This is a genomic window from Streptomyces purpurascens (assembly GCF_045040895.1).
Taxonomy (GTDB): Bacteria; Actinomycetota; Actinomycetes; order Streptomycetales; family Streptomycetaceae; genus Streptomyces; species Streptomyces purpurascens.
This window is the reverse complement of record NZ_CP108341.1, coordinates 2,509,612-2,526,752: the sequence shown is the minus strand read 5'-3', so window position 1 is coordinate 2,526,752 and position 17,141 is coordinate 2,509,612. Positions and strand designations below refer to the sequence as shown.

General features: G+C 71.9%; 16 protein-coding genes. 12 read left to right on the top strand and 4 right to left on the bottom strand.

Annotated features, from left to right (window positions below; all coding sequences use genetic code 11):
• Positions 1-21: 21 nt before the first annotated feature.
• A complete protein-coding gene (locus OHU35_RS11560; RefSeq protein WP_405509207.1) occupies positions 22-1,344 on the top strand; it encodes an MATE family efflux transporter in 1,323 nt (440 codons plus the stop codon).
• Here OHU35_RS11560 and OHU35_RS11555 read toward each other — a convergent pair.
• Positions 1,305-2,540: a glycosyltransferase 87 family protein gene (locus OHU35_RS11555; protein WP_405505266.1), complete on the bottom strand. Its 1,236-nt coding sequence runs from the start codon at positions 2,538-2,540 to the stop codon at positions 1,305-1,307. The genes OHU35_RS11560 and OHU35_RS11555 overlap by 40 nt on opposite strands.
• Positions 2,541-2,659: 119 nt before the next feature.
• On the opposite strand from OHU35_RS11555, the gene OHU35_RS11550 reads away from it, so the two are divergent.
• Both OHU35_RS11550 and OHU35_RS11545 read left to right on the top strand, forming a co-directional pair.
• Positions 2,660-3,802: a glycosyltransferase family 4 protein gene (locus OHU35_RS11550; protein ID WP_189729165.1), complete on the top strand. Its 1,143-nt coding sequence runs from the start codon at positions 2,660-2,662 to the stop codon at positions 3,800-3,802.
• Between the two features lie 169 nt (positions 3,803-3,971).
• On the top strand, positions 3,972-5,558 hold the full coding sequence (locus OHU35_RS11545; protein ID WP_405505265.1) for a GMC oxidoreductase: 1,587 nt from the start codon (positions 3,972-3,974) through the stop codon (positions 5,556-5,558).
• A 13-nt stretch (positions 5,559-5,571) separates the two neighbouring features.
• On the opposite strand, the gene OHU35_RS11540 is transcribed toward OHU35_RS11545, so the two are convergent.
• Positions 5,572-7,368: a long-chain fatty acid--CoA ligase gene (locus tag OHU35_RS11540; protein ID WP_189729161.1), complete on the bottom strand. Its 1,797-nt coding sequence runs from the start codon at positions 7,366-7,368 to the stop codon at positions 5,572-5,574.
• A 339-nt stretch (positions 7,369-7,707) separates the two neighbouring features.
• Between OHU35_RS11540 and OHU35_RS11535 the strand changes: the two genes are divergently transcribed.
• The 6 genes from OHU35_RS11535 (at position 7,708) to OHU35_RS11510 (ending at position 12,733) form a co-directional block, all read left to right on the top strand.
• Positions 7,708-8,463 carry a metallophosphoesterase gene (locus OHU35_RS11535; RefSeq protein ID WP_189729217.1) on the top strand — a complete coding sequence of 252 codons (756 nt, stop codon included), beginning with the start codon at positions 7,708-7,710 and terminating at the stop codon, positions 8,461-8,463.
• Positions 8,464-8,574: 111 nt separating this feature from the next.
• Complete coding sequence (locus OHU35_RS11530; protein WP_189729159.1) at positions 8,575-9,012, top strand: SRPBCC family protein; 438 nt, start codon at positions 8,575-8,577, stop codon at positions 9,010-9,012.
• Between the two features lie 85 nt (positions 9,013-9,097).
• Positions 9,098-10,267 (top strand): ArsA family ATPase, encoded by a 1,170-nt coding sequence (locus tag OHU35_RS11525; protein ID WP_189729157.1) that lies wholly within the window; start codon positions 9,098-9,100, stop codon positions 10,265-10,267.
• Between the two features lie 57 nt (positions 10,268-10,324).
• Positions 10,325-10,825 carry a DUF5304 domain-containing protein gene (locus OHU35_RS11520; RefSeq protein ID WP_405505264.1) on the top strand — a complete coding sequence of 167 codons (501 nt, stop codon included), beginning with the start codon at positions 10,325-10,327 and terminating at the stop codon, positions 10,823-10,825.
• A gap of 71 nt (positions 10,826-10,896) precedes the next feature.
• Positions 10,897-11,850: an ROK family glucokinase gene (locus tag OHU35_RS11515; RefSeq protein WP_215121994.1), complete on the top strand. Its 954-nt coding sequence runs from the start codon at positions 10,897-10,899 to the stop codon at positions 11,848-11,850.
• 136 nt (positions 11,851-11,986) lie between these two features.
• Positions 11,987-12,733, top strand: a complete 747-nt coding sequence (locus OHU35_RS11510; protein ID WP_189729153.1) for an endonuclease/exonuclease/phosphatase family protein — start codon at positions 11,987-11,989, stop codon at positions 12,731-12,733.
• On the opposite strand, the gene OHU35_RS11505 is transcribed toward OHU35_RS11510, so the two are convergent.
• Both OHU35_RS11505 and OHU35_RS11500 read right to left on the bottom strand, forming a co-directional pair.
• Positions 12,730-13,353, bottom strand: coding sequence for a hypothetical protein (locus OHU35_RS11505; RefSeq protein ID WP_359895461.1), 624 nt, complete (start codon positions 13,351-13,353; stop codon positions 12,730-12,732). The two genes, OHU35_RS11510 and OHU35_RS11505, sit on opposite strands and share 4 nt — an antisense overlap.
• Positions 13,346-14,143 (bottom strand): carboxylesterase, encoded by a 798-nt coding sequence (locus OHU35_RS11500; protein WP_189729149.1) that lies wholly within the window; start codon positions 14,141-14,143, stop codon positions 13,346-13,348. The genes OHU35_RS11505 and OHU35_RS11500 overlap by 8 nt, the downstream gene beginning before the upstream one ends.
• Before the next feature lie 202 nt (positions 14,144-14,345).
• Here OHU35_RS11500 and OHU35_RS11495 point away from each other — a divergent pair, with 202 nt between their 5' ends.
• From OHU35_RS11495 to OHU35_RS11485, 3 genes are read left to right on the top strand one after another with little or no spacing between them, the layout of a single operon-like run.
• The gene (locus tag OHU35_RS11495) at positions 14,346-15,167 is read left to right on the top strand and encodes a lysophospholipid acyltransferase family protein (protein ID WP_405505263.1); all 822 of its coding nucleotides are present in this window, start codon (positions 14,346-14,348) and stop codon (positions 15,165-15,167) included.
• Between the two features lie 28 nt (positions 15,168-15,195).
• Positions 15,196-16,422, top strand: a complete 1,227-nt coding sequence (macS, locus tag OHU35_RS11490) for a MacS family sensor histidine kinase (RefSeq protein WP_189729145.1) — start codon at positions 15,196-15,198, stop codon at positions 16,420-16,422.
• Positions 16,419-17,108 carry a response regulator transcription factor gene (locus OHU35_RS11485; protein ID WP_189729143.1) on the top strand — a complete coding sequence of 230 codons (690 nt, stop codon included), beginning with the start codon at positions 16,419-16,421 and terminating at the stop codon, positions 17,106-17,108. Before macS ends, OHU35_RS11485 begins: the two co-directional genes overlap by 4 nt.
• Positions 17,109-17,141 lie beyond the last annotated feature (33 nt).

The window sequence follows — 17,141 nt, the reverse complement described above, 5'->3', positions numbered from 1 at the left end:
GGGTTCAGGGGGACAGTCATGGTGAACGCTCATCGCAGGCAGCTCCTCCTGCTCGCCGGCCCCGTCTACCTCTCGCTCCTCGCCTCCGTCGCCGCGGGGATCATCAACACCGTCTGGGTCGCGCGGCTGGGCGGCCCGGCCGTGGCCGCCGTGGCCGTGGCGACCAACACGGAGAACGTGCTGCTCGGCATCGCCCTGGTCTTCGGCTCCGGTACGACCGTGCTGGTCGCCCACGCCCGGGGTGCCCGCGACCCCGTGGCCGTACGGGCGGCCGTGCGCGGCGGATGGGCGCTGTGGGCGCTCGTGACGCCACTGGTCGTGGCGGGTGGTCTGCTGGGACGCGAACCGCTGGCCCGGCTGGTGCTGGGCGGGGCCGACAGCGCCGCCCTCCCGCTCGCCGTCGCCTACTTCACGCTCTCCCTGCCGGGCATGGCCGTCTTCTTCGCCCAGCAACTCGTCGACGGCCTCCTCAAAGGCACCGGCGACACCAGAACCCCGCTGCGGCTCGCCCTGCTCTCCAACGGCCTGATCCTGGCCCTCGACCCGCTCTTCATCCACCTCTACGGCGTCCAGGGCGCCGCCGCCGCCACGGTGCTGTCCCGGTCCGTGGCGCTCGGGGCGGGTCTCGTCGCGGTGCGGCGCAACGCGCTGCTGCGCACGGCACGCGAGGCGGAGGCGGGCGAGTCCCTGGCCGTCTCCCTGCGCCGGACGCTGACGACCGGCCTGCCCATGTCCGCCGACTTCACCGTGCGGCAGACGGGCGCCCTGGTCCTGGTCGCGATCGTGGCGCGGCTCGGGGTGACGGCGGTGGCCGCGTACGCGATCGCCTACAAGGTCATGTACGTGGCGACCATGGCCTTCTACGCCGTCCGCCAGGCCGCCGCCATCCACACCGCGCACACCCGAGGCGCGGGGGAGGACGAGCGGCGGGCGATCGGGCGGCAGGCCGTGCTCGTCTCCGGCGCCCTCGGCCTCACTGCGGCCGTACTGCTGGCCGCCGGCGCCCCGTGGCTCATGGCCGCCTTCGGGGCCGGGCCCGGGGTCGCGGGCGAGGGTGTGCTGTTTCTGCGCTGCGTCGGGCCCTACCTGCTGCTGATGGCCTGTCTCATCGCGCTCGGCGGGGTCTTCGAGGGCAGCGGGGGCGCCTCGGTGCTGCTGCGGGTGACCGTGCTCGGGACCGCGGTGCAGTTGGTGCTCGCGTGGGGCCTGACGGGGCTCGGGCTGCCGGGCGTGTGTCTCGCGCTGGCGCTCGCGACCGCGGTGCAGTGTGCGCTGGCGGGCGTGCTGTTCCGGCGGGCCCCGGCTCAGGAGGAGACGGGGGTCTCGCCGGCGCGGGCCGGCTGAGACGGCAGGGGGGCGGGGACCGTGCGCGGCACCGTCGCCTTCCACAGGGCGCGGGCCGCGAGGAGGGTGGCGACCACCAGGAGGCCGTTGCGCAGGAACAGCAGGGTGAGGCCGAGGCCGTCGCTGGCCACCACGTTGGCGAAGTAGAGCGGGAACTCCAGCACCGTCATGAAGCACGCCACCAGGACGAGGCCGACCGGCAGCCGCATCCGGCTCCCGGGGAAGCAGAGGCACACCGCGGCCAGCCCGACCAGCCACACCATGTACTGCGGGCTGATCACCCGGCTGGTGGTCGTGAACATCAGCACCGCCACGAAGGCCGCGTCGGCGAGCGTGTGCTCCTCGAAGCGCCGGGCCAGCAGCCGCCACAGCACCAGCCAGCCGAAGGCCGCACCCGTCAGGAAGAGCGCGCCCGTGCTCACCTCGCTCACATACGGCCCGAGGAACTCGATCGAGCCGTAGTTCAGCAGTACCGTGCCGTGCCAGCCGAAGTGCCGGGCGACATGGAAGACGAGCGCGCCGAGCGACTCCACCTCGGTGCCCCGGTCGCGCTGGAAGGTGAGGAAGGCGAACCCGCCCGGCATGACCAGGGCGAAGGCGCCCGTCACCGCGATGCCGGTCACCAGGGCCGACCCCCAGGCGCTCCGTCGGCGGGCGGCCAGCAGGAGCATCGCCGGCCAGACCTTCAGCAGCGCGCCGAAGGCCGCCAGCGCCCCCATCGCCTTCGGGTGCCGGGCCCCGGCGAGCAGCGCGGCCACCGCCACGGCCGTGACCATCACGTCGTAGCGCGCGTACACCGTCGGACCCAGCAGCGGCACGCCCGCCACCCAGACCCAGGCGCCGCGCAGGGTCCGGCCGGGCCGCCGTCCCGCGTACGCCAGCAGGGCCAGGACGGCCAGGTCGGTGACGCAGACCAGGACGAAGAACGCGGTCGCGTAGTGCAGGAAGGGCAGCAGCGCGGGGGAGAGGATCGCCAGGGCGGCGGCGGGCGGGTACTGCCAGGTGACGTCGTTCTGAGGGAACGTTCCGGTGCGCAGAACGTCGTACCAGCCCTGGTAGATCACGTGCACGTCGCTCGTCACGTCCGGGCCCGGGAAGACGTACACCTTCATCACGAACAGCAGCAGCGCCAGCCTCGTGAGACACCAGACCACCGGCAGCCATGCCAGGGACCGCCTCGCGCCCGTCGTCTTCACCTGATCCCTGCCCGTCCGCGTGCTTCGTCGATGGGGTCATGATGTCCCGGACAGCTGTGAGCGTGCCATAAGAGCTGCCCCGCACGGCTGTGAGGGTCGGGTTCGGTAGGGTCGGCGGCGTGCGCAAGACCCTGATCGTGACCAACGACTTCCCGCCCCGGCCCGGCGGCATCCAGGCGTTTCTGCACAACATGGCGCTGCGGCTGGATCCGCAGCAGCTGGTCGTCTACGCGTCGACGTGGAAGCGGAGCAGGGAGGGCGTCGAGGCGACCGCCGCCTTCGACGCCGAGCAGCCCTTCACCGTCGTACGGGACCGTACGACCATGCTGCTGCCGACGCCCGCCGTCACCCGGCGGGCCGTCGGGCTGCTGCGGGAGCACGGCTGCACCTCGGTGTGGTTCGGGGCGGCGGCGCCGCTCGGCCTGATGGCACCGGCGCTGCGCGACGCGGGCGCCGAGCGGCTGGTGGCCACCACGCACGGGCACGAGGCCGGCTGGGCCCAGCTGCCCGCGGCCCGGCAGTTGCTGCGCCGGATCGGGGACTCCACGGACACGATCACCTACCTCGGCGAGTACACGCGCTCGCGGATCGCCGGCGCGCTGAGCTCGCAGGCGGCCGCGCGGATGGCGCAGCTGCCGCCCGGGGTCGACGAGAAGACCTTCCATCCGGACTCGGGCGGCGACGAGATCCGGGCGCGGCTCGGGCTGACGGACCGGCCGGTGATCGTGTGCGTGTCCCGGCTGGTACGGCGCAAGGGGCAGGACACGCTGATCAGGGCCATGCCCCGGATCCTGGCCGCCGAGCCGGACGCCGTACTGCTGATCGTCGGGGGCGGCCCGTACGAGAGGGATCTGCGCGGGCTCGCCCAGGAGACCGGCGTCGCCGCCTCCGTACGTTTCACCGGTGCCGTGCCCTGGTCGGAGCTGCCCGCCCACTACGGCGCCGGGGACGTCTTCGCGATGCCCTGCCGGACCCGGCGCGGCGGCCTCGACGTCGAGGGCCTCGGGATCGTCTACCTGGAGGCCTCGGCGACCGGGCTGCCCGTCGTCGCCGGCGACTCCGGCGGCGCGCCGGACGCGGTCCTCGACGGCGAGACGGGCTGGGTCGTCCGGGGCGGCTCCCCGCTGGACGCGGCCGACCGCATCATCACCCTCCTCGCAGACCCCGAACTGCGCCACCGAATGGGGGAGCGGGGCAGGGCGTGGGTCGAGGAGAAGTGGCGCTGGGACTTGCTGGCTGAGCACCTGAAGAACTTGCTGTAGTCGTGCTTCCCAGGGGCGCGGGGAACTGCGCGATCAACCACGGGCAACCCGCACCCGCCCACAAGCAAAACGCGGCACCCCACTAGGCGGAACCCAATAATCCGCCCATGCTGCGCACATGACAGCAAACCTGATGCAACGTCAGCTGACAAGACGTCAGATCCTGGGAATGGCGGCGCTGCAGACCGCGGCCGCCCTCGGCTTCAGCCGCATCGGCCTCCGCTCGGCCCACGCCGCCGAGCCCGACGCGGTCGACAACGCCCCGGCGATCGTGGTCGGTTCCGGCTACGGCGGCGCCGTGGCCGCCCTCCGCCTCGGCCAGGCCGGCATCCGCACCCTCGTCCTGGAAATGGGCCGGCTCTGGAACACCCCCGGCCCCGACGGCAAGATCTTCTGCTCCACCCGCACCCCGGACCAGCGCTCCATGTGGTTCCGCACCCGCACCGAGGCACCCCTGGGCACCTTCCTCTGGCTCGACGTCGTCAACCAGGACATCGGCCGCTACCCGGGCGCCCTGGACCGGGTGCACTTCGCGCAGATGTCCGTCTACGTCGGCCGGGGCGTCGGCGGCGGCTCACTCGTCAACGGCGGCATGGCGGTCACGCCGCCCAGGTCCTACTTCGAGCGGCAGTTCCCCACCGTCGACGCCGACGAGATGTACGGCACGTACTTCCCGCGCGCCCGCGCCGCCCTCGGCGTCAACACCGTCGACCCCGCCTGGTTCGAGTCGACGGAGTGGTACCGCTTCACCCGCGTCTCCCGCCGGCACGCCGAGCGGGCCGGTCTGCGCACCACCTTCGTGCCCAGCGTCTACGACTTCGGCCACATGCAGCGCGAGGCGGCCGGCACGGCCCCGAAGTCCGCCCTCGGCGGCGAGGTCATCTACGGCAACAACCACGGCAAGCGCAGCCTCGACAAGACCTACCTCGCCGGTGCGCTCGGCACCGGCAACGTCACCCTCCACACCCTGGAGAAAGTGCGCGCGATCAGCCGGGCGCCGGACGGGACCTACGTCCTGACCGCCGACCGCATCGACGAGACCGGCCGGGTCGTGGAGACCAAGGAGTACGGCTGCACGTACCTCTTCCTCGGCGGCGGCAGCCTCGGCACCACCGAACTGCTCCTGCGCGCCCGGGAGACGGGCGCCCTGCCCGGCCTCGACGCCGGTGTCGGCGCCGGCTGGGGCACCAACGGCAATGTGATGCTCGGCCGGGCCAACCACCTGTGGGACACGGTCGGCGCGAACCAGTCGACCATGCCGGTCATGGGCATCGACGACTGGGCGAACACCTCGAACCCCGTGTTCGCCGAGATCGCCCCGCTGCCGACCGGCCTGGAGCACTGGGTGAGCCTCTACCTGGCCATCACCGGGAACCCGGAGCGGGCGTCCTTCTCCTACGACACCACCTCGGGCGAACTGCGGCTCGGCTGGACGAGCGCCCACAGCGCGGCCTCCGTCGCCATGGCCAAGAAGCTGTTCGACCGGATCAACGCGGCCAACGCGACGATCTACCGCTACGACCTGTTCGGCTCCTCCAGCAAGGTCTTCGCCGACGACTTCACGTACCACCCGCTGGGCGGCTGCGTGCTCGGGAAGGCCACGGACGACTACGGGCGGGTGAAGGGCTGCTCCAAGCTGTACGTCACCGACGGCTCGCTCGTGCCCGGGTCCCTCGGGGTCAACCCCTTCGTGACCATCACCGCCCTCGCCGAACGCACGATGGCGCGGGTCCTCGCCGAGGACACCGCGCCATGACGCCGCTCGCGCACTACTTGGCGTAGATCGCCTCGACCTCGTGCGCGTAGTCCTTCGCCACCACGTTCCGCTTCAGCTTCAGTGAGGGGGTCAGGTGGCCCGAATCCTCCGTGAACTGGGAGGACAGAATGCGGAACTTCCGCACCGATTCCGCCTTCGACACCGCGGCGTTGCCGTCGTCGATCGCCGCCTGGATCGCGGCCAGCAGGTCAGGGTCCTCGCACAGCGACGCCGCGGTGGAACCCGCCGGCTTGCCGTGGTCCGCGCACCAACGGCCCAGGAACTCCTCGTCGATGGTGACCAGCGCGCCCACGAACGGCCGCCCGTCGCCCACCACCATGCACTCCGCCACCAGCGCGTGCGCCCGGATGCGGTCCTCGATCACGGCCGGGGCGACGTTCTTGCCGCCCGCGGTGACGATGATCTCCTTCTTGCGGCCGGTGATCTTGAGGTAGCCGTCCTCGTCGAGGGTGCCGATGTCACCGGTGTGGAACCAGCCGTCGGCCAGCGCCTCACCGGTCGCGCCGGGGTTGTTCCAGTACTCCTTGAACAGGTGCTCGCCGTGCAGCAGCACCTCGCCGTCGTCGGCGATCCGGACCACCGAGCCGGGCAGCGGCTGACCGACCGTGCCGATCTTCTGCCGGTCCCAGGGGTTGAACGCCGTGGCCGCGCAGGACTCGGTCAGGCCGTAGCCCTCCAGGACCGTGAAGCCGATGCCGCGGAAGAAGTGGCCCAGGCGCTCGCCCAGCGGGGCACCGCCGGAGATGGCGTACTCGCCCCGGCCGCCGAGGACCGCGCGGAGCTTGCTGTAGACGAGCTTGTCGAACGTCTTGTGCTTGATCTTCAGGCCGAAGGACGGGCCCGAGGGCGTGTCCAGCGCCTTGCTGTAGGCGATCGCGGTGTCGGCGGCCTTGTCGAAGATCTTGCCCTTGCCGTCGGCCTGCGCCTTGGCGCGCGCCGAGTTGTAGACCTTCTCGAAGACGCGCGGCACCCCGAGGATCAGCGTCGGGCGGAACGAGGCCAGCTCGTCGGTGAGGTTCTTGATGTCCGGGACGCAGCCGAGCTTGATCGGCGCCATCATCGGCGCGATCTGCACCAGCCGTCCGAAGACGTGCGCGAGCGGCAGGAAGAGGAGCACCGAGCACTCGCCCGTGCGGAACAGCGGGCGCAGCCGCTCCACGATGTTGCCGCACTCGGCGAAGAAGCTGCGGTGGGTGAGCACACAGCCCTTGGGGCGGCCGGTGGTGCCCGAGGTGTAGACGATGGTCGCCGGGTCGTCGGCCTTGGCGATCGAACCGCGCTCCTCGACCGTCCGGTCGGTGACGTCCTGCCCGAGCCGGCCCAGTTCGTCGAGACCACCGCCCTCGATCTGCCACACGTGCTTCAGCGCCGGCAGCCGGTCGCGCACCGACTCGACGGCGGCCGTGTGCGCGTCCGTCTCCACGACGCACGCGGTGGCGCCCGAGTCACCGAGGATCCACTGCACCTGCTCCGGCGAACTGGTCTCGTACACCGGCACGGTCACCGCGCCCGCACTCCAGATCGCGAAGTCCAGCAGCGTCCACTCGTAGCGCGTGCGGGACATCAGGCCCACCCGGTCGCCCGGCTGGACACCGGCGGCGATCAGCCCCTTCGCGGCCGTGTGCACCTCGGCGAGGAAGGCGGTGGCCGTGACGTCCTGCCAGGTACCGCCGATCTTGCGGGCGATGACGGCGACGTCCGGGTGCTGCGCGGCGTTTCTGCGGACGATGTCGGTGAGATTTCCGTCCGCAGGGACCTCGTACAAAGCCGGAAGGCTGAACTCGCGCAAGACTGCTGCTCCTCATAGGGCGCCGGCGCCACGACGTTGTGTGCTGCGACGGTGCGGTCCAAGGCTCGGGCAGGTGCTCAGGCATTCATTTGTTGAAATGCAGAGCACGACTGGACGGCCCGGACGTTACCCGCCGGTATGGCTTCTGCGACAGGGGGTCCTGTCGAGATGTTCGCTGCGTCACACAGTTGGGTATTCCTTCGCGCACAGTAGTCCACGTACTAACTGACTGACCAGTAACCGCAGGTAGGACCGCCACTGTTCACAAGGACAGCGCTCGGCCTACTCTTGATCGCCATGGCACCCACACCAGCCCGAAACCACAGGACGCGCGTGCACGTGGTGAGCGACGTGCACGGCAACGCCCGTGACCTGGCCAGGGCCGGCGAGGGCGCCGACGCCCTGATCTGCCTGGGCGATCTCGTCCTCTTCCTCGACTACGCCGATCACTCGCGCGGCATCTTCCCCGACCTGTTCGGCGTCGAGAACGCCGACCGCCTCGTGGCGCTGCGCACCGCCCGCCGCTTCGAGGAGGCGCGGGAGCTCGGGGCCCGGCTGTGGGCCGGGGTCGGAGCGGACCGGGCCTCGGTGATCGAGCAGGCGGTGCGCAAGCAGTACGCCGAGATGTTCGCCGCGTTCCCCACCCCTACGTACGCGACCTACGGCAACGTCGACATGCCGCCGCTGTGGCCGGAGTACGCCGGGCCCGGCACGACCGTCCTCGACGGCGAGCGCGTGGAGATCGGCGGCCGGGTCTTCGGCTTCGTGGGCGGCGGACTGCGCACCCCGATGCGGACGCCGTACGAGATCAGCGACGAGGAGTACGCGGCGAAGATCGAGGCCGTGGGCGAGGTCGACGTGCTCTGCACGCACATCCCGCCCGAGGTTCCCGAGCTGGTCTACGACACCGTCGCCCGCCGCTTCGAGCGGGGCAGCCGCGCCCTGCTGGACGCCATTCACCGCACCCGGCCCCGGTACGCCCTGTTCGGGCACGTGCACCAGCCGCTGACGCGGCGGATGCGGATCGGGGCCACCGAGTGCGTGAACGTGGGCCACTTCGCGGGGACCGGGACGCCCTGGGCGCTGGAATGGTGAGGCCGTCCCAGGTCGGGTGAGATCGGCGGGCCCCGTGCGCGGTAGCCTTCACGCTGCACACACGTGCGCACGACGACGTCTTACCGGCCCGTATCTGGAGGAGCCACGGCGATGGCGGAACACACCAGCTCGAGCATCACGATCGATGCCGCCCCGGCCGACGTCATGGCGGTCATCTCCGACTTCGCCCGCTACCCGGACTGGACCGGCGAGGTGAAGGAGGCGGAGGTCCTCAAGACCGACGAGCAGGGCCGCGCCGAACAGGTCCGCCTCGTCATGGACGCGGGTGCGATCAAGGACGACCAGGTGCTCGGGTACACCTGGACCGGCGAGAACGAGGTGTCCTGGACGCTGGTGAAGTCCCAGATGCTGCGGTCCCTGGACGGCTCGTACCTCCTCAAGCCCGCCGGGGCGGGGGGTACGGAGGTCACGTACGTGCTGACCGTGGACGTCAAGATCCCGATGCTCGGCATGATCAAGCGCAAGGCCGAGAAGGTCATCATCGACCGGGCGTTGGCCGGGTTGAAGAAGCGCGTCGAGTCGGCGTAGCGGTTGGCCGGGTGCGGGTGCGTCGTGGTTGCCCGCGCAGTTCCCCGCGCCCCTTGAGGGGGCGTCTCGGTTACCGTTCATCCCCATGCGCACCATCCTGATCATGGGCCCCGGCGGTAGCGGGCGTACCACGCTCGCCGCTGCCACCGCGGTCACCGCCGCCCGCGCGGGCACCCGCACTCTCGTCCTCAGTGCCGACCGCACCGACACCCTCGGTGCCGCGCTGGGGACCGGCACGGGGCCCGAGCCGGTCGACGTCGCACCCCGTCTGACGGCTTGGCGGCCCGACCCCGCCCAGGAATTCCGTGAGGACCTCACCGCCCTTCAGGACCGTGCCTCCTCCGCCCTGGATCTCCTGGGCGCCTCACGGCTGGACCCCGAGGAACTCACCCCGCTGCCCGGCGCGGAGGAACTCGCCCTGCTGCGCGCCCTGCGCGACGCGGCCCTGTCGGATTCGTACGACCTGCTCGTCGTCGACCTGCCGCCGACGCCGCAGGCCCTCGCCCTCCTCGCCCTGCCCGAGGAACTGCGCCGCTACCTGCGCCGTCTGCTGCCGCCCGAACGGCAGGCCGCCCGCGCCCTGCGCCCCGTCCTGGGACGGCTCGCCGGAGTCCCCATGCCCGCCGAGTGGCTGTACGAGACAGCCGGCCGCTGGGATCTGGAGCTGGCGGCCGTGGAGGCGGTCGTCGCCGACCGCGACACCGTCGTACGGCTGGTCGCTGAGCCCGGCCCGGCCGGTGCCGACGCCGTCCGTTCCGCCGCCCCCGGCCTCGCCCTGCGCGGTCTGCGCACCGACGTCGTGGTCGCCAACCGCGTCCTGCCCGAGGCGTCCCCGGACACCTGGCTCGCCGGGCCGGTCGCCCAGCAGCGCAAGACCCTGGAGGAGTGGCGGGAGGCGTACGACGTGCGCACCGTCGCCCACCTCGGACGCGACCCGCGCGGCGCCGACGACCTCACCGCCCTCGCGGTGCCCGGCGCCGAGCACGCAGGCTCCCCGGTCGAATGGCCCGTGACCGACCGGCTCGGCGAGGACGGTGTGCTCGTCTGGCACATCCCGCTGCCCGGAGCCATACGCGAGGAACTGGACCTCGTCCGGCGCGGCGACGAACTGGTCGTCACGGCGGGGCGGTTCCGCCGTATCGTCCCGCTGCCCTCCGCGCTGCGCCGCTGCACCGTCGACGGGGCCGCCCTGCGTGAGGGCGAGCTGCGCATCCGCTTCGCACCCGATCCGAAACTGTGGCCGCAGGCACGGTGAGCGCGGTACGCCCGTTCGGGTAACGTCGTAGAGACGAACCGTAGTCAGGAGTCCGTCATGAGCGAAGAGCTCCCCCCGTCCGACGCCGCCCGCGAAGAGGCCGTGGACGAGGTACGGGCGACCGACGCCGACGCCTGGGCGACCGCGTGCGCCGAGGACCTCGAGGCGGAGAAGGCCCGCCGCCGCGCCGAGTACGGCCCGCCCCCGGGCTCCGCGGCCGAGGAACTGAAGAAGCTCGTCGACGCCGTCGCGGACAAGCTGTCCGGCCTCGAGTCCCCGCTGTTCGGCGCGGTCGCGGGGCCCGCGGCCCAGCAGGTCGTGCGGCAGGTCGTCCAGCAGGCCAAGGACGCCGTGGAACCCGTCATCGAGCGCAATCCGGACGTCTTCGACCACCTGGCGGCGGCCGGGAACGAACTGCTCGCCGCCTACCGCTCCGCCGTGCAGGCCCAGGAGCGGCGCTGGACCGGCCGCGACGACGACACCGATCCCCGTGACCTGGACGAACGCCGTGACCCGGGCGACGACGACGGCCCCGGGGAACGCATCGACCTGGACTGAGCCCCCGGCCGAGCCCCCGGCCTCTCGGGTACCGTTGCCCGTAGCGGGGCTCGACCGAAACTGAGGGATTCATGGGACTCACCATCGGCGTCGACATCGGCGGCACGAAGATCGCGGCCGGCGTGGTCGATGAGGAAGGCAACATCCTCTCGACCCACAAGGTGCCGACCCCGGGCACGGCCGAGGGCATCGTGGACGCCATCGCCTCGGCGGTGGAAGGCGCCCGCGTCGGGCACGACATCGTCGGCGTGGGCATCGGCGCCGCCGGTTATGTGAACCGGCAGCGCTCCGAGGTCTACTTCGCGCCCAACATCCACTGGCGCAACGAGCCGCTCAAGGAGAAGGTCGAGGCCCGTGTGGGCCTTCCGGTGGTCGTCGAGAACGACGCGAACGCCGCGGCGTGGGGCGAGTACAAGTTCGGCGGGGGCAAGGGCCACCGCAACGTCATCTGCATCACCCTGGGCACCGGCCTCGGCGGCGGCATCATCATCGGCAACAAGCTGCGCCGCGGGCACTTCGGCGTGGCCGCCGAGTTCGGCCACATCCGCATGGTGCCGGACGGCCTGCTGTGCGGCTGCGGCTCGCAGGGCTGCTGGGAGCAGTACGCCTCGGGGCGCGCGCTCGTCCGGTACGCCAAGCAGCGCGCCAACGCCACCCCGGAGAACGCCGAGATCCTGCTCGGACTCGGCAACGGCACGCCCGAGGGCATCGAGGGCAAGCACATCTCCATGGCCGCCCGCCAGGGCGACCGCGTGGCCGTCGACTCCTACCGCGAGCTGGCCCGCTGGGTCGGCGCGGGCCTCGCCGACCTCGCCTCCCTCTTCGACCCCTCCGCGTTCATCGTGGGCGGCGGCCTCTCGGACGAGGGCGAACTGGTCCTCGGCCCGATCCGCAAGTCCTACAAGCGCTGGCTGGTCGGCGGCAACTGGCGCCCGGTGGCGGAGGTAAGAGCCGCGGAACTGGGCAACAAGGCAGGCCTGGTGGGCGCGGCGGACCTGGCCAGGGAACCCGACCCGATCATGTAAACGGCTTCAGGGGTGTGCCCCAAGGGGCGCGGGGCTGTAACACGTGCGGCTCCGCCGCGCGGGCGCGACGAGCCACGAACCACCGGCACTCGCGCACAATCCTCGCGCCCCGAGCTATTGGGCGTAAATTGCTCACATGCCCCTGCTCCCCAACTCGCGTACAGAACCCGACGGTTCCGCAGTCATCAGGGTCCTCAGCTACAACATCCGCTCGATGCGCGACGACACAGACGCCCTGGCCCGTGTCATCAAGAGCTGCGCACCCGACCTGGTCCTCGTCCAGGAAGCCCCCCGTTTCTTCCGCTGGCGCAAGAAACTCGCCCGCCTGGCCCGCGCGGCCGACCTCGTCATCCTCACCGGCGGCGCCACAGCCGCGGGACCGGCGATCCTCTGCTCGCTCCGGGCGACGATCGAACGCACGGAGGACGTCCTCCTGCCCCTCACCCCCGGCCTGCACCGCCGCGGCTTCGCCACCGCCGTCGTCCGGTTCGCCGGCACCCGGCTCGGCGTCCTGAGCTGTCATCTCTCGCTGCAGAAGGACGAGCGCTACGAGCAGGGCGGCATGCTCCTCGACCGGCTCGCCGGGATGGGCGTGGAGCACGCGATCGCAGGCGGTGACCTGAACGAACGCCCGGACGGCCGCACCTTCCGCCGGCTGACCGACGGTCTCACCGACTGCTGGGCCGCCGCGCCCTGGGGCGGCGAGCACACCTGGACCCCCGCCGACCCCTACCAGCGCATCGACGCGATCTTCGCGACCAAGGGCATCGAGGTGCTGGGCTGCGGCGTGCCGGCCGGTCACCCCGGGGTGACCGGCACAGACCTGAGGGCGGCCACGGACCATCTCCCGGTCCTGGCCGCCCTCAAGGTTCCAGCCGGTTAGACGACCGCCCCGCGCCCCGGGTCCTCGTCGTCCTCGTCATCCGTCCGCATCCGCATCACCAGCGTCGCGAACCCGCCGAGGAACCCGCCGATCCCCGCCGTGGCCAGCCACCACGTCATCTCCCAGCCGAGCACCACGGCCAGCAGCAGCAGGACCGGCCCGCCGAGCACGCCCAGCCAGGCGAACTTCGCGGTGACGTCGGCCGCAGGCAGCGGGGGCGGCTCCGGCGGCACGAAGTGGCCCTCGTCGTCCTCGTCGAAGTCCTCCTCGGCGGGCTCGGGCGCGGAGTAGTCGCGCGGGCCGACGCCGGGCGCGAAGGAGACGGAGCCGCCCAGCGGCGTGGCCGGGGCGGCCGGCTTGTCCCCGGGCTTCGCGGCCTCCTCGGGCTCGGCGGGCTTCGCCGCCTCCCCGGACGCCCCGGCCGTGTCCACCCGGTCGTCGTTGGTCGGAGTCTCGAGCAGTGCCAGGTCCTCGATCGACTTGAACGGCTTGGCGCCCGGCGGGTCCGGCGGCTCCTCGCCGTACGCGGCGACGATCGCGGCCCAGGCGGCCTCCTCGTCGAACGGGACGCCCTGCTCGTCCGGCTCGCGGTCCTCGCGGTCCGAGTCGTGCTCAGCCACCTGCGGTCGTCCCTTCCTTGCCGAGACCGGGCTCCGTGTCGAAGCCGGACGCGAGCCGGCCGATGAACTCGACGCTCTCCTCGAAGATCCGGTCCGCGTCATGGTCCAACGTGGCGACGTGGTAGCTCTGTTCCAGGACGACCTCTTTCACATCGGTCGACGAGATGCGGCTGAGAATTCGGGCCGAGTCGGCCGGCGGCACGACATGGTCCTGCGGGCTGCGCAGCAGCAGCACCGGCTGGGTGACCTGCGGCAGCTCGCGGTCCGCGGTCTGGAAGAACTGGCGCAGGGAGTGCGCCGCGTGCAGCGGCACCCGGTCGTAGCCCAGCTCCCTGCTGTCCGGCTTCGCGATGTCGCTGGCGATTCCCTTCGTCGAACGGACGAAGTGGCGGACCACCGGCAGGGCGTGCGCGGCCAGTCCGTGCACCTTGTTCGCGGGGTTGACGACCACCACTCCGCTGACGGCGTCGCCGTGCTTCGCGGCGAGGCGCAGGGCCAGGGCGCCGCCCATGGACAGACCGGCCACGAACACCTGCTCACGGCGCTCGCACAGGAGGCGCAGCTCGCGGTCCACCTCCGCGTACCAGTCCTGCCAGCCGGTGATCCGCAGGTCCTCCCAGCGGGTGCCGTGCCCGGGCAGCAGCGGCAGGGAGACGGTCAGGCCGCGCTCGGCGAGGTGCTCCGCCCAGGGGCGCAGCGACTGCGGTGATCCGGTGAAACCGTGGCAGAGGAGGACGGCGACCTCCCCGCCCTCGTGGCGAAACGGCTCGGCTCCGGAAAGGACCGGCACCTTCGGCCTCCTGGTCGTGAGAAGGGACTGACACGATCACGGAATGTCACGGAACGTCATGGAAGGGGTCGCACGTCGTTCGCGGGACCTTCACCGTACGCGACCGCACTGACACCGACCAGGGCCGTCGGCGCCTTTGACGGCGCTCCGGGTTAAGGTCTGAGCGACACATACAGGAGGCACTCGGTTGTTGTACGGCGCGATGAAGGTCGCTGTTGGGGGACCGCTGAAGGTCGCCTTCAGGCCCTGGGTGGAAGGCCTGGAGAACGTTCCCGCAGAGGGCGCCGCGATCCTGGCGAGCAACCACCTGTCCTTCTCGGACTCGTTCTTCCTGCCCGCGGTCCTGGACCGCAAGGTCACGTTCATCGCGAAGGCCGAGTACTTCACCACGCCCGGGGTGAAGGGCCGGCTGACGGCCGCCTTCTTCAAGGGCGTCGGCCAGCTGCCCGTGGACCGCTCCGGTGCGCGCGGCGCGGGTGAGGCCGCGATCAAGAGCGGCATAGAGGTGCTGGAGCGCGGCGAGCTGTTCGGTATCTACCCGGAGGGGACGCGCTCGCCCGACGGCCGGCTCTACCGCGGCAAGCCGGGCGGCCTCGCGCGCGTGGCCCTCGCCACCGGCGCCCCCGTCCTCCCCGTCGCCATGATCGACACGGAGAAGATCCAGCCGCCCGGCAAGGTCATGCCGAAGCTGATGCGTCCGGGCATCCGGATCGGCAAGCCCCTGGACTTCAGCCGCTACCAGGGCATGGAGCACGACCGTTTCGTGCTGCGCGCGGTGACCGACGAGGTCATGTACGAGATCATGAAGCTCTCCGGCCAGGAGTACGTCGACATGTACGCGACGGCCATGAAGCGGCAGCTCGCGGACGCGGCGAAGGCGGAGAGGGAAGCCGAGAAGGCGGCGAAGGCCGCACTCGCGCGGGCGGAGAAGGAGCAGGCCGCGAAGGAGAAGGCCGAGCGGGAGCAGGCCGAGAAGGAACAGGCCGAGAAGGACCAGACGGAGCAGCGGCGGACCGAGCCCTAGCCGGGGCTCGAAGCCGGGGGGCGGGGAGATGGCCAAGCGCGAGCGAGTCATGAGGATGTCGGTCGAGCAACCGCTGTGGCGTGCGCTGTCCGGCTACCGGGTGCTCACGATGCTGTACGCGGTCGGCCTGTTCGCCACCGCCTACGAGGAGTTCGCCCGCCCCTGGGTCGCCGTCGCCTACTACGCCGTGCTGGGCGTGTGGACCCTGGCCACCCTGCCCCGGGTCGCGAACGCCGCCGGCTGCACCAAGCGGTTCCTCGCCGCCGACCTCACCATCGCGATCGCCGGCATCCTGCTCACACCCGTCGCCGACGCCCACGAGCGGGTCCAGGCCGGCGGTCCGACCCTGCCGTCGATCTGGACGGCCGGAGCCGTCCTCGCCTTCGCCGTCAAGGGCGGCTGGCGCTGGGCGGCCCTCGCCTCCGGCCTCGTGGCCGTCGCCAACCTGGTCGAACGCGGCACCCCGGCCCGCGACACCGTCCACAACGTCATCCTCGTCTGCATCGCCTCCATCGCCATCGGCTACGTCGTCGAGGTCGCCCGCGCCTCCGAGCGCACCCTCGCCCGCGCGCTGGAGATCGAGGCCGCCACCAGGGAGCGGGAACGGCTCGCCCGCGACATCCACGACAGCGTGCTCCAGGTGCTGGCGATGGTGCAGCGGCGCGGGGCGGTGATCGGCGGCGAGGCGGCCGAGCTGGGCCGGATGGCCGGCGAGCAGGAGGTCGCGCTGCGCACCCTGGTCTCCGGCGGGCTCGTGCCCGTCTCCCGGGTCTCGGAGGACGCCGCCGAGGGAGCGGTCGTCCGGTCCGTCGAGGAGGAGCCGCGGCAGAGCGGACCCGTCGACCTGCGCGCCCTGCTCGCGCCGTACGCCGGGGCCAAGGTCAGCCTCGCCGAGCCCGGCGCGCCCGTTCCGCTGGCCCCGGTCGCCGCCCGCGAGGTGGCCGCGGCCGTCGGGGCCGCCCTGGACAATGTCCGCAGGCACGCCGGGGAGCAGGCGCGCGCGTGGATCCTGGTCGAGGACGAGCCGGACGAGGTGATCGTCACCGTCCGGGACGACGGCCCGGGCATCCCGCAGGGGCGGCTCGCCCAGGCCGAGGGCGAGGGGCGGCTCGGCGTCGCCCTGTCGATCCGCGGCCGGCTGCGCGACCTCGGCGGCAGCGCCGAACTGATCTCGGTGCCGGGCCAGGGCACGGAGGTCGAGCTGAAGGTACCGAAGGACGTGACGGACGCACGGGGGAAGGCGGAGCAGCGATGACGGAGAGCAGTGCGGACCGGCGGGACCCGATCAAGGTCATGGTGGTCGACGACCACCCCATGTGGCGCGACGCCGTCGCCCGTGACCTGGCCGAGTCGGGCTTCGAGGTGGTCGCCACCGCGAGCGACGGCGACCAGGCCGTGCGCCGCGCCAAGGCCGCCGCACCCGATGTCCTCGTGCTGGACCTGAACCTGCCCGCCAAGCCCGGCGTCCAGGTCTGCAAGGAGGTCGTCGCCGCCGACCCCGCGCTGCGCGTCCTCGTGCTGTCCGCCAGCGGTGAGCACGCCGACGTCCTGGAGGCCGTGAAGTCCGGCGCGACCGGCTACCTGCTGAAGTCGGCCTCCACCGGGGAACTCCAGGACGCGGTGCGCCGCACGGCCGTGGGCGACCCGGTCTTCACCCCCGGCCTCGCCGGGCTGGTCCTCGGCGAGTACCGCCGCCTGGCCTCCGAACCCGCCCCCGCTCCCGACACCGACGAACCGAAGGCGCCCCGGCTCACCGACCGCGAGACCGAGGTGCTGCGTCTGGTCGCCAAGGGCCTGAGCTACAAGCAGATCGCCGAACGCCTGGTCATCTCCCACCGCACGGTGCAGAACCACGTCCAGAACACCCTCGGCAAGCTCCAGCTGCACAACCGCGTGGAGCTGGTCAGGTACGCGATAGAGCGCGGCCTCGACGACGAGTGAGGCGCACGTCACACTGACCCTTCGTCAGGCACC

Coding starts and splice junctions, on each gene's coding strand:
- OHU35_RS11485 (WP_189729143.1), top strand. CDS start 16,419: ATGACGGAGAGCAGTGCGGACCGGCGGGACCCGATCAAGGTCATGGTG.
- OHU35_RS11525 (WP_189729157.1), top strand. CDS start 9,098: ATGCGCACCATCCTGATCATGGGCCCCGGCGGTAGCGGGCGTACCACG.
- OHU35_RS11520 (WP_405505264.1), top strand. CDS start 10,325: ATGAGCGAAGAGCTCCCCCCGTCCGACGCCGCCCGCGAAGAGGCCGTG.
- macS (WP_189729145.1), top strand. CDS start 15,196: ATGGCCAAGCGCGAGCGAGTCATGAGGATGTCGGTCGAGCAACCGCTG.
- OHU35_RS11510 (WP_189729153.1), top strand. CDS start 11,987: ATGCCCCTGCTCCCCAACTCGCGTACAGAACCCGACGGTTCCGCAGTC.
- OHU35_RS11495 (WP_405505263.1), top strand. CDS start 14,346: ATGAAGGTCGCTGTTGGGGGACCGCTGAAGGTCGCCTTCAGGCCCTGG.
- OHU35_RS11530 (WP_189729159.1), top strand. CDS start 8,575: ATGGCGGAACACACCAGCTCGAGCATCACGATCGATGCCGCCCCGGCC.
- OHU35_RS11515 (WP_215121994.1), top strand. CDS start 10,897: ATGGGACTCACCATCGGCGTCGACATCGGCGGCACGAAGATCGCGGCC.
- OHU35_RS11545 (WP_405505265.1), top strand. CDS start 3,972: ATGGCGGCGCTGCAGACCGCGGCCGCCCTCGGCTTCAGCCGCATCGGC.